Origin of the sequence: Marinomonas ostreistagni, assembly GCF_016461785.1 — a bacterium.
Lineage (GTDB): Bacteria > Pseudomonadota > Gammaproteobacteria > Pseudomonadales > Marinomonadaceae > Marinomonas > Marinomonas ostreistagni_A.
Map to the genome: position 1 here is coordinate 43,055 of NZ_JAEMUH010000014.1, position 12,380 is coordinate 55,434.

The following is a 12,380-nucleotide window of genomic DNA, read 5'->3' on the forward strand; positions in this document are numbered from 1 at the left end:
CAATCAATTGCTCAACTATATTCCATGCTTTCAGACTCAATAAAAGAAAATATTCAAACAGCGTATCGCGCTTATCTTGAAGCCAAAGGACATAAAGCACGTGTTGGCCAACGCCATATGATTGCAACGATTGCACGAACGCTTGGCAATATACGACAAGGGTCAGAAGGTGAAAGGCTTGGGGAGAAGCATGTGGCCGTGGTTGAGGCTGGAACAGGTACAGGTAAAACACTGTCTTACTGTTTATCAGCGATCCCTATTGCGAAAGCCAAAGGGCTCAAATTAATCATATCAACAGCCACTGTCGCGCTACAGGAGCAGATTCTCCATAAAGAGCTACCAAGCCTACTAGAATATACCGATTACGCATTTCGCTATACCTTGGCCAAAGGTCGTGGCCGATACCTTTGCTTAAATAATTTAGAGAGTTTTTTGAGTGCGGAAGATCAAGCGACAGAAGATATGTTCGCAGGCCTGTTTGAGCAACACTTAACCCCCGATGACGTGAATACCGTTTTGTACCAAGAAATGGATGATTCGCTTCGTGACGGTAAGTGGGATGGAGACAAAGATAATTGGGAGGGCATTATCCGTGAGCAGGATTGGCGACGTTTAACCACCGATCATCAGCAATGTACGAACCGAAATTGTGCGAATTTTTCAGCCTGCCCATTTTTTAAAGCCAGAGCCGAGTTAGAGACGGCCGATGTCATTGTGGCCAACCACGATCTGGTATTGGCTGACTTATCATTGGGCGGTGGTGCGATCTTATCCGATCCCAAAGAAACCATTTATGTGTTTGATGAGGGGCATCATTTACCGGACAAAGCCATCGGTCATTTCCGTCATGAGGTTCGCCTTCAGCAAAGCATTAGTTGGCTTAAGCAGCTAGACAAGAATTTGATCAACCTTCGTCAAGAACTGACCGATGAGGTCAGTCTAACGGGGCAAATCCTTCTAAAATTGCCACAGCAGATACAAAGCACGATCAATTTTATTCAATATGCACAGCAAGGGCTTGCTCCGTTTATTCAGAATTTGGGGTTAGACGAAGACTCTCGACAGCATCGTTTTGAGTTTGGAGTGATTCCTGATGAATTAAGGCAGCTTGCTTACAGTCTATCTACTTCCTATCAAAAACTGTTTAACCAAATAGAGAACATTCAAGATGAATGTAAAAAGGTAAAACAAAACGAAGGGATGGGATTAAGTGAAGAAACCGCTGAAAACTGGCTGCCTATCCTTGGTGTTATCCTTGGTCGCTTAGAAGCTTGTGTGGAACTTTGGAAGCTCTATGCGGCGCTGGACGACCAAAACTATCCCCCAAACGCTCGCTGGTTACTGGTGGTTGGGCAAGGACTTGAGCAGGATATAGAACTGGGTGGATCACCGATCTTGGCTGCACATACGCTGAGAATGCAACTGTGGGATAAGTGTTTTGGTGCTGTGGTGACATCGGCCACACTGACTGCGTTAAACGAATTTCATCGTTTTAATATGCGCTCCGGTGTGCCAAGAGAAAGCGAATACCTAAGAGTAGTCAGTCCCTTTGATTTTCAGAACAAGGGCACGCTGGTTGTTCCGAATATGATGTCCGAGCCCAATCATGCAGAAGCTCATACAAAAGAGCTAATCACATACTTGAACGATAACGTCGATACATCACTTGGATCCTTAGTGTTGTTTTCCTCGCGGCGTCAAATGGAAGAGGTAGCAGCTGGCCTTAAAGATAACCTTAAAGACATTCTGCTGATTCAGGGGGAGCAGTCGAAGCGCATTATTTTGGAAAGCCACAAAGACGCTATAGATGGTGACAAAGGCAGTTTGTTATTTGGCTTGGCAAGCTTTGCGGAAGGCGTTGATTTACCTGGTAAGTACTTAACACGTGTATATATCGCCAAAATCCCATTTGCAGTTCCAGATGATCCAGTTGAAGCCACACTAGCAGAGTGGATTCAGCATCGCGGTGGTAACCCATTTATGGAAATTACAATTCCTGATGCCTCGTTGCGACTTGTTCAGGCAACGGGGCGTTTACTAAGAAGTGAAACAGACAGCGGTGAAATTCACATTCTGGATAAGCGCTTACATACGAAGCGCTATGGTAGGCAATTAATCAATAGCTTGCCGCCTTACAAACAGATTTAACCAAACTAAAGGTGATAAAGAGCTACCATTTAGGTACACTTCATGCCTGAGTAATTACATTCATTCAAAAGAGATTAAAGACTCTCACATGGAAAAACAGCAAGAAGCCGCGCGCCCTGCATCAAAGGGACCAAAGCGCCAACGTAGACCCCGTCGCAAACACAACAAAAGCAGTGCTAACGCTTCGGGAGCTGATACTCCAACTGCTGAAAAAACGTCTAATGGAGAACTTTGGTCAATTAAAGACTTTAAGGTTGCTGAAGTAGAAGGCAAAGTGCGTTTTCATGACATGAATCTACCCGATCGTGTGATGAGAGCTATTCAAACCATGGGGTTTGAATACTGCAGTGAGATCCAAGCAGCAACACTACCTGCTACACTCCAAGGTTATGACCTGATTGGTCAAGCTCAAACGGGCACCGGTAAGACAGCCGCGTTCTTGATTGCGATGATAAGTGATTTCTTAGATTACCCAACTGACGGTGATCGTGCGAATAACTTCCCACGTGGTTTGATCATTGCACCAACTCGTGAGCTTGCTTTGCAAATCGCTGATGAAGCAGAAAAACTGACTAAGTACACAAACTTAAACGTTGTGTCATTAGTGGGTGGCATGAACTATGAAAAACAGCGTCAGCAGCTTGAAACAGAATATGTTGATCTAATTGTTGCCACGCCAGGTCGTTTACTTGATTTCGCACGCAGCAAGAAAGTGATGCTTAACAAAGTGGAATGTGTGGTTCTAGATGAAGCTGACCGTATGCTATCTATGGGCTTTATCCCTGATGTAAAAAGCATTATTCGCATGACGCCTCACAAAGAGCGTCGTCAGACCATGCTGTTTAGTGCAACCTTCCCGAAAGACATTCAGGCATTGGCTCGTCAGTGGACCTTCCACCCGAAAGAAGTGTCTGTTGTCCCTAAAGAAACGACGAATAAAAATATCGATCAAGTTATTTACACGGTTTCTAATAACCAAAAATGGCCAATCTTGAAAAAGCTAATCGAAGAGAATGGTAGTCAACGTACTATTATTTTTGCGAACCGTCGTGATGAGACCCGTGATCTCCACGAAAAACTGAAGAAGGCTAATATTAACTGTGCCATGCTTTCAGGTGAGGTTTCTCAAGATAAGCGCGTTAAAACCCTTGCCAAGTTCAAAGACGGAAGTATTCAGGTATTGGTAGCGACTGATGTCGCTGGTCGTGGTATTCACGTAGATAACATTGAGCTGGTTGTTAACTATGCTTTGCCTGATGACCCTGAAGATTACGTACACCGCATCGGTCGTACAGGTCGCGGTGGTGAAATGGGTAAATCAGTAAGCTTCGCTACTGAAGACGACTCTTTCATGATCCCTGAAATTGAAGCGACCATCGGTACGTCTATTCGTTGTGAATACGTTCGAGATCAGGACTAGAAATAGTTTATGCGTTTGCAGCATCGTTTTGCTCAACTAGGTAATGAGTTTAGTGCTCATACCCATGTACAACCGTTGCAAGAGCAACGGTTGGTTGAGATAAACAAACGTCATGCTCAATATCTAGACATTGATATTGCAAACGCTCAGACGCTTTCTATCTTATCTGGTGAAGCCACATTATCTGATAGTCTGAGCATGGTCTATGCGGGTCACCAATTTGGTGGCTTTACACCACAACTCGGAGATGGCCGAGGTGTTCTTCTGGGAGAAGTCATCGCTCAAGATGGCTCTTATCACGATCTTCACGTAAAAGGCTCAGGACAAACACCATTCAGCAGGCAGGGTGACGGTAGGGCTGTTCTTCGCTCATCTATTCGAGAATATTTAGCCAGTGAAGCAATGGCTGCTCTTGGTATTCCAACTTCCAGAGCATTAGCATTGTTCGATAGCAAACAAACCGTCTATCGCGAGCGTCCCGAAATCGGCGCTATGCTCATTCGGACAGCTCAAACACACATTCGCTTCGGTCATTTTGAATACTTTTTTGCTCATAAAAAGCCAGCAGAGCTACAGCGCCTCATCGACTTTACTCTAGAAAATCATTTTCCGCATTGTCTCAACACTGAATTTCCAATAAAAGCCATGCTTATTGAAGTGGTTGAGCGGACCGCTCGCATGATCGCTAAGTGGCAAGCGAATGGTTTCCAGCATGGGGTAATGAATACCGATAATTTCTCTATTTTAGGAGAAACCATCGATTACGGTCCGTTTGGTTTTATGGAAAATTTCAATGATCGTTGGATTAGTAATCACTCCGATCACGAAGGGCGATATGCTTTTCATCGTCAACCCGGGATAGGGCTTTGGAACCTAAACTGTTTGATGCACGCTTTCTCGGGTCATTTAACTCGTGACGATCTGATTGATGTATTGAAGCATTACGAACCTTGCCTACAAGAACATTACGATAACTTGATGGCACAAAAGCTTGGTATTAAAGTCGATGAAAACCTCGAACCTTTACTGGACAAGTTATTTGCTCTACTGCGTCGTGAAAAGCTCGATTACTCATTGTTTTTTAGATCTTTGTCGCATTTAACACCTAACAGTCCAGAATTACTCTTAGATAAGGTGATCGACAGGCAAGCAATGTCTCAATGGCTTGACTACTATTGGTCTGTGCGCAATAAATCACAAGTAGATGATGCCCAGCATAAAATGCTGGACGTAAACCCTAAATTTGTTTTAAGAAATTATCTGGCTCATGAAGTCATAACAGCTGCTGAAAAGGGAAACTATTTACCATTTCGTCAGCTGCTTGCGGTCGTATCTAGTCCTTTTGAGGAGCACCCAGAGAGTAACTCTTTGGCCATGCGTAGCCCAGAATGGGGAAAAGACCTAGAAGTAAGCTGCTCATCTTAATGTAAGGTTAAATATTTATATGGATAAGCAATCAGTTTGTGTATTAGGTGGTGGTAGCTTCGGTACGGCGTTGGCTAACATCATGGCAAAAAATGGCCACCAAGTAAGCCAATGGATGCGCAACGAAGAACAAGTGGAAGAGATTAACTTAACAGGACTTAATAGCCGTTATCTTCCTAATGCGCCGTTACATCAAGAGCTACTTGCCACGAGCAATTTGGAAGAAGCCATACGTACCAGTAACACGATCTTTGTATCGATTCCCTCCAAATCATTTGAGCAGGTCGTGGAAAGAATTAAGCCGTTGCTGACACCGAATCAGGTATTGATCAGCACGACTAAAGGCTTCAACCCTAATCGCTTCGAGCTTATGAGTGATATTCTGAAGCGAAACGGTGTCACTGAGCGCATTGGCGTATTAAGTGGTCCAAATTTAGCGAAAGAAATTGCTGCTGGCCATTTAACCGGATCTGTTATTGCCAGTGATGATGATGCACTTAGAACTACTGTTATTGAGCTACTTAAATCTCGGACGTTTAGAGTCTATGAGAACCGTGACAGCACCGGTGTTGAATTAGCCGGCGCCTTGAAAAACATTTATGCCATTGTCTGTGGTTTAGCAAAAGCTATGAAAGTGGGTGAAAACACCATGGCGATGATTATGACACGTAGTCTTGCAGAAATGAGTCGCTTTGCGGTTCATTTTGGTGCCAATCCAATGACTTTTTTAGGCCTTGCAGGAATGGGAGATCTAATCGCTACCTGTACCTCTCCACTGAGTCGTAATTATCGAGTAGGGTTTGCTTTGGGTTCAGGAGAAGAACTGGAAAAGGCAATCGGAGCTATTGGTGAAGTTGCGGAAGGTGTAAATACCCTAAAAATGGTAGTAGAAGAAGCGGATAAACATGGCTTGTATATGCCATTAGCTTCTGGTTTGTATAAACTTATTTTTGACAACGCGAGTTTAGATTCTTTAATCGGTAGCATGATGACCGGCGAACAGAAATGGGATGTAGAATTCGCAACTGCTGGAGTAAATAGAAATGAATAAACCTGGTTACGCAAATCAAGAGTTTTGGATCCGACTCGTTTTCATGTTGATTTATTGGTGTCTTCTAAACCTAGCCCTAACGGTGTTCGGTTTTTTAGTTGTTATAACTACCATCGTTAAATTTGCTTCGAAGTGTGAACTTTCAAGCTTAACGTATTGGGTGCGTTCTACAGGTGTGTTTGTAAAGCAAATCGTATCATTCTTGTCTTTTAGTACAGAAGAAAAGCCATTTCCTTTCCAGCCTTGGTCTGACAAAGATGGCGAATAAGATGAAGCGGTTATACGTCATGAGGCACGGCCATGCCGAGCCTCATGGTTATGAGTCTGATGATCAGCGTCAGCTGACGCAGCAAGGATTTGAAGAGGTACAGCGAACAGCGGAACAGTTTGCAGCGAAGCTAGAGGACTTTGAAGCGATTTTTGTCAGTCCATATGTTCGTGCTCAGCAAACTGCCAATGAGTTCATTAAGACATTAGGCACAGGGGCAAAATTCCAAACAGTGGACCTGATCACGCCGAGTGGTAAACCGCTCGATGTGGCTTTGTGGCTACACGACTTACCTTTTTCTTCTGTATTATTGGTTACTCATCAGCCATTTGCTTATCAGTTAGTGGACATGTTAGTGGATGAACCATTGCCTTATGATTTTCAAATGACAACGGCAACTATGGCTGCACTTGAGGGGGAACTCTTTGCAACGGCTTGCTGTCAATTTAGATGGGCAATCTCTCCAAATCTGTAAAGAGTTTAGTTAATAAGTTATGTCTAATGATACGCAATATAACTTAGGTCACACTAGCTTAGCGGGGCAACAGTGGCTATCAAGCAACCCTAATGCTCTTAGGCTGCTGATGCTCCATGGCTGGCTAGATAATTCAGCGTCCTTTACGAATTTAGCTGGCTATTTATCTGATTATAATGTATCGGCTGTGGATCTTGCAGGGCATGGTCTATCTGATCACCGGCCAGATGGTTGTTTTTACCATTTATGGGATTATGCATTAGATATTATTAGCATCTTGAACCTCAGCTCTCAGCCTATTTGGTTAATTGGGCATAGCATGGGGGGAGCAGTTGGCATGCTGGTCGCTGCTTTGGCACCAGAAAAAGTACGTGGCTTAATTGTTTTAGACAGTCTTGGACCCGCGACTGCAACTCCTGATGAGCGTGTTGTTACGATGAAGCGCGCTATGCAGAAAATGTTGAAGCAACGAACTCTAAGAAACACTCATTACCCATCCCAAGAGGATCTTGTCTACGCAAGGATGCATGGCATGACAGAGCTTAGCTATGAAGCAGCCAATCTATTGGTTAGTCGTGGTTCAACGGTAAGAAATGGAGAATGGGTATGGCGATCAGATTCAAAGCTATCATTCCCTTCACCATATCGTATGGATGAGGCCTCTGTGGAGGCTTATATTTCTTCTATTAAATGTCCAACTCTGGCCTTGTTGGCGAATCAAGGCTTTTATAGAAATGAACCAGATTTACTTAAACGACGTACTCAAATGTTCCCTTGGATAAAAGTGCAGTTTCTCGATGGTAGTCATCACTTCCACCTAGAGTCTGAAACTTGCTATTCGGTTGCACAGGAAATTCATCGATTTATCGACCAGAATTAATATTCGTATAACCGTGTTAAGGAGTGAGCAATATGTTACGTAACTTTGTCACCGCGTTCACGGCAGCTTGTTGTCTAAGCAGCACGGTTGTCTTTGCAACAGAAGCCTCTAACAACCAACAAGAGATCCCTGTGTATCGAAGTGCTCAGATTGTTAAGAGCACGCCAGTAGAAAACGCCAGTTTTGAAATTCCTTTGGCTAAGATATACCGCTCGGGACGAGGTTGGGAGCCCGAAAAAGTAACAGTTGTTGAAGGCTCATCTGTTAGAACACTTTATAAAATCGGTCGCAATGTTCCAATGGAATCGGTTGAGTCTTTTTATGATCAAGCTATTCGAAATTTAGATGGTGTTGAGCTCCTTTTTGAGTGCCATAGCCGCTCATGCGGTAGCTCAAATGCTTGGGCAAACAACTTCTTTAATGACTATTTGCTTTACGGTGCCGACTCTAGTCAGACTTTGTGGGTAGCAAAAGACGCTCAACAACACTACTGGGTCGTATACCTGAATCGCCGTGGGGCTGGTGATGTTATGGTGAGAATTGATGAGATCATCCCCCAAGACAGTGAGCAGAATATTGCTATTCTTGCCCAATTTAATGCTAACGATATCCCAAGAATTCGACGTTTTTTATCTGAAACAATCGATCTAAGTTCAATTATTGGCTTTGTGACAAGTAAGGCTGATAACCGAACAGCGGTAAGCGTTGGAGATCAATATATTCATGATATTCAATTGGGTTTAAGTCCCGAAGAGCGACGTGACGTGCGTTTTATTAACTTGGCCGACATGGGTGACCCTGCACTCGGTTCGGATCGAGTTGTTTTTATTCGTAATCAATAAGTACGAGCATCAAAGGAATAGATTATATGGCAGGAAAAACCGTTTCATTAGTACTCGGGAGCGGTGCGGCTCGTGGTCACGCTCATATCGGTGTAATAAACGCACTTGAGCAACAAGGGTATGAAATTATTTCCATATCAGGCTGTTCGATTGGTTCTATTATTGGCGGGATTTACCTCTCAGGCAAGCTTAAAGAATATCAAGAATGGGCAGAATCTTTAGATCGATTTCATGTGCTAAAGCTACTTGATATGGCGGTGCTAATGGGTGGATATGTGAGAGGCGATCGCTATTTTAAAGTGATCGAAGAGTTGTTAGGAGACGACATTAACATAGAGGAACTACCTCGACCATTTACCGCAATAGGCGTCGATTTACTTAGCCAAAAGGAATTTTGGTTTCAAAAGGGTAGCCTGTTAAAAGCTATGCGTGCATCTTCTGCGGTGCCTTCTATTGTTAGTCCAGTACAAGTTGGCGGTAGAGTTTATGTTGATGGTGGTGTGCTCAACCCACTTCCCATTATACCGACCGTGTCGGCTGGAGCTGATTACATTATCGCTGTGGACCTTAACGGGCCAGCTCAAGAGCTGCCTGAATCTGAGGTTGTCCAGCCAGAGCAAGAAGCTGAATGGTGGCGAAGTGTCAAAGATTTCTTTGGTAAAACAGAAGACGGCTCAGAGACTGACCTTGAACCAGAAACCCGATATGACACTCATAATTGGGGGCGAATTCAAACTATTAATATGATGTTTGAGACGATGCAAGAGTCTCTCACACAATACAAAATAGCAGGATATCCTCCAAACTTATTGATTTCATTACCCAAGGACGCCTGCAATTTCTATGAGTTCTGGCGTTCAAAAGAATTAATCGAGCTCGGACATAAAGTCACAACCGATGCTTTAGCGCAACTAGAGTCACCTAAACGCGACTACTTTTCTTTCCCGAGCTAACTTTATTATTTCGCAACTATGATATGAGCTCCAAACATAGATATAAAAGATAAAATAAGTATAATATTTTTCATTATTATTTTATCTAAGGTTTTATTGTTATGGCTCGTAAGGCAAATATAGCGAAAGAAGAAATCATCCAAGCCTGCTGGGATCTTATTGAGCAGAACATCTTTCCTAACATTCCACGGTTGAGTGACTACTTTAAAAACCTTGATGGTCGCGGCTGCTCGAATACAACATTGCTAAACGCCATCTGCGAATGGGAAGAATCGTATAAAGAACATCAAGAGAATGAGCTGAAAGAAGTCACCGAGCATTTTGCTCCAACCTTCAAGCGCTTCGAAAGAGATATTATTCAATCACTTTCTATCATCCTGGATGAACAGATTACTGCGCATGAAGAGAAACTATCTCTTAGACAATCATCTATTGAAGGAAGAGAGCGCTCCCTATCAGAATCTTTTATTAACTCTCAACAAGCGCTAGAAACAACCCTTGAACAAAAGCAGATATTTGAGACCCGCTGTAATGAATTGCAACAAGGCCAAAAAGCACTAGAAGAACGACTAGAGTATTCATTAACTCGAAACAGGGTACTCGAATCGGAAATTGAACAATGGAAGCAAACTCAGAGAGAAGCAGACACCAAACTCCATCAAGCGCAAGTTGATCTAGCCAAACAGGATAATGAAATTTCCCAGTTAAAACAGCTTTTAATGGACAGCCAAGCAGAAGTTCAGCGCTTAAAAAAGCAAAACGATCAGCTTTTAAACAGTGCAATCAAACAAGTCTCAAAGCTTGCAGAAAGCGTGGCGACAAAATCTTCAGATTCATAGAGTCTAGCGGGGATTATCGCTATAATGACACGCATTTTTAACGCATAAGATATTGCTATGAGTAGACACCAATCCGCCATAAAGGATTTATTGACCATTCAAGATTACATCCGCTGGACGTATTCTCGTTTTCGTCGTTCTGATATTTTTTATGGCCACGGTACAGACAATCCTTGGGATGAAGCTGTTCAGCTGGTTCTTGGAGCGCTTTCATTGCCTTTAGATTTTCCAAAGGAACACTTGGACAGTCGCTTAACCCATGATGAGAAAAAGCGGATCTTAAAATTGGTAGATCGCCGCATAAACAATCGTGAACCATTGCCGTACCTATTAGGCGAAGCATGGTTTATGGGGCTACCGTTTAAGGTTACTAAAGACACCTTGATTCCTCGCTCGCCAATTATGGCTCTAATCGAGAATCAATTTGCCCCATGGTTAGAGCAATACCCGCTGTCCATTCTTGATATGTGCACTGGATCTGGGTGTTTAGGCATCGCAGCAGCGTTAACCTTTGATGAAGCCGAAGTAGACATTACTGACGTTAGTGACGCGGCATTGGATGTGGCTTTGCAAAACATCGCTATGCATGAGGTGGAAGACCGTGTACATGCTATCCACTCCGATATGTTTAATGCATTATCCGGTAAGCAGTACGATTTGATTATTTGTAACCCGCCTTATGTGGATGCGAATGACTACAATACTGCACCAAGAGAATTTCACAACGAACCACAATTAGCCCTAACATCGGGCGATGATGGTTTGGACTTCACTAGAGCATTCCTAGCGCAAGCGGCGGATTACCTTCATGACAATGGCATTGTTGTCTATGAAGTGGGCAACAGTGAAGTTGCATTACAAGAAGCGTACCCTGATACACCATTTATGTGGGTAGAATTAGAGAACGGTGGTAACGGTGTCTTCGTGTTAACCAAAGAAGAATTGAAAACCCTACAACAAGAGTAACTAGACAACATGGCTGGCAATACATTTGGTACGTTATTTAAAGTCACAACTTTTGGGGAAAGCCACGGTTTAGCCCTAGGCGCAATCGTTGATGGTTGCCCTCCAGGACTTGAGTTGACTGAAGCAGATCTTCAGCGCGACTTAGATTTGCGTAAACCAGGCACATCAAAACATACAACGCAACGCCGAGAGCCGGATGAAGTAGAGATTTTATCAGGTGTTTTCGAAGGCAAAACAACAGGCACCCCCATTGGTCTGTTAATTCGCAACACAGATCAACGCTCAAAAGACTACGGCAATATCAAAGAAACATTCCGTCCTGCACATGCTGATTACGTATACGACCAGAAGTTTGGCTTCCGTGACTATCGCGGTGGCGGTCGTTCTTCAGCACGAGAAACAGCGATGCGAGTTGCGGCTGGAGCTATTGCTAAAAAATGGCTTAAACAGCGCTACGGCATCGAAATCCAAGGTTTCTTGTCTCAACTTGGTCCAATTAAATTGGATGTTAAAGATTTAAGCCAAGTCTACGAGAATGCGTTCTTTAGCCCTGATCCTGATGCCATTCCTACGCTTGAAGAGTACATGGTAAACCTTCGCCGTGAAGGCGATTCAGTCGGTGCTAAAATTACTGTCATTGCTAAAAACGTACAGCCAGGTTTAGGTGAGCCAGTATTTGATCGTTTAGACGCTGATATCGCTAAAGCCATGATGGGCATTAATGCTGTGAAAGGTGTAGAAATCGGTGATGGTTTCGATGTGATCGAGCAAAAAGGAAGCCAACATCGTGATGAAATGACTCCAGAAGGTTTCTTATCGAACCATGCCGGCGGTGTAGTTGGTGGCTTGTCCTCTGGTCAAGATATTGTGGTACACATGGCATTAAAACCAACGTCAAGTATTACAATTCCAGGTAAAAGCATTGACCGCTCAGGTCAAGCGATAGACGTCATTACAAAAGGGCGTCATGACCCTTGTGTCGGCATTCGAGCGACACCAATTGCTGAGGCGATGCTTGCGTTAACCATTATGGATCATGCATTACGCCATCGAGGGCAAAATGCCGATGTCCATTGTGAGACACCCATTATTAAAGGCCAAGCCGAATAAAAT

12 protein-coding genes are annotated in these 12,380 nt (G+C 43.5%); all 12 read left to right on the top strand.

Going from position 1 to position 12,380, the window contains the following annotated elements; genetic code table 11:
* Positions 1–24: 24 nt before the first annotated feature.
* A complete protein-coding gene (gene dinG / locus JHD44_RS14495; RefSeq protein ID WP_199463484.1) occupies positions 25–2,148 on the top strand; it encodes an ATP-dependent DNA helicase DinG in 2,124 nt (707 codons plus the stop codon).
* Positions 2,149–2,236: 88 nt separating this feature from the next.
* Positions 2,237–3,568: a DEAD/DEAH box helicase gene (locus JHD44_RS14500; protein WP_199463485.1), complete on the top strand. Its 1,332-nt coding sequence runs from the start codon at positions 2,237–2,239 to the stop codon at positions 3,566–3,568.
* A gap of 9 nt (positions 3,569–3,577) precedes the next feature.
* Positions 3,578–4,993, top strand: coding sequence for a protein adenylyltransferase SelO (locus JHD44_RS14505; protein ID WP_199463486.1), 1,416 nt, complete (start codon positions 3,578–3,580; stop codon positions 4,991–4,993).
* Positions 4,994–5,012: 19 nt separating this feature from the next.
* Positions 5,013–6,044 (top strand): NAD(P)H-dependent glycerol-3-phosphate dehydrogenase, encoded by a 1,032-nt coding sequence (locus JHD44_RS14510; protein ID WP_199463487.1) that lies wholly within the window; start codon positions 5,013–5,015, stop codon positions 6,042–6,044.
* Positions 6,037–6,312, top strand: a complete 276-nt coding sequence (locus JHD44_RS14515; RefSeq protein ID WP_199463488.1) for a DUF4389 domain-containing protein — start codon at positions 6,037–6,039, stop codon at positions 6,310–6,312. Before JHD44_RS14510 ends, JHD44_RS14515 begins: the two co-directional genes overlap by 8 nt.
* 1 nt (position 6,313) lies before the next feature.
* A complete protein-coding gene (gene sixA, locus JHD44_RS14520; protein ID WP_199463489.1) occupies positions 6,314–6,787 on the top strand; it encodes a phosphohistidine phosphatase SixA in 474 nt (157 codons plus the stop codon).
* Between the two features lie 19 nt (positions 6,788–6,806).
* Complete coding sequence (locus JHD44_RS14525; RefSeq protein WP_199463490.1) at positions 6,807–7,667, top strand: alpha/beta fold hydrolase; 861 nt, start codon at positions 6,807–6,809, stop codon at positions 7,665–7,667.
* Between the two features lie 32 nt (positions 7,668–7,699).
* Positions 7,700–8,509, top strand: a complete 810-nt coding sequence (locus tag JHD44_RS14530; protein WP_199463491.1) for a DUF4892 domain-containing protein — start codon at positions 7,700–7,702, stop codon at positions 8,507–8,509.
* Positions 8,510–8,535: 26 nt separating this feature from the next.
* Positions 8,536–9,462 (top strand): patatin-like phospholipase family protein, encoded by a 927-nt coding sequence (locus JHD44_RS14535; RefSeq protein WP_199463492.1) that lies wholly within the window; start codon positions 8,536–8,538, stop codon positions 9,460–9,462.
* Between the two features lie 101 nt (positions 9,463–9,563).
* Positions 9,564–10,301 (top strand): hypothetical protein, encoded by a 738-nt coding sequence (locus tag JHD44_RS14540; RefSeq protein WP_199463493.1) that lies wholly within the window; start codon positions 9,564–9,566, stop codon positions 10,299–10,301.
* 57 nt (positions 10,302–10,358) lie between these two features.
* Positions 10,359–11,267: a 50S ribosomal protein L3 N(5)-glutamine methyltransferase gene (prmB, locus tag JHD44_RS14545; protein WP_199463494.1), complete on the top strand. Its 909-nt coding sequence runs from the start codon at positions 10,359–10,361 to the stop codon at positions 11,265–11,267.
* A 9-nt stretch (positions 11,268–11,276) separates the two neighbouring features.
* Positions 11,277–12,377 carry a chorismate synthase gene (aroC, locus tag JHD44_RS14550; RefSeq protein WP_133559705.1) on the top strand — a complete coding sequence of 367 codons (1,101 nt, stop codon included), beginning with the start codon at positions 11,277–11,279 and terminating at the stop codon, positions 12,375–12,377.
* Positions 12,378–12,380: the final 3 nt, after the last annotated feature.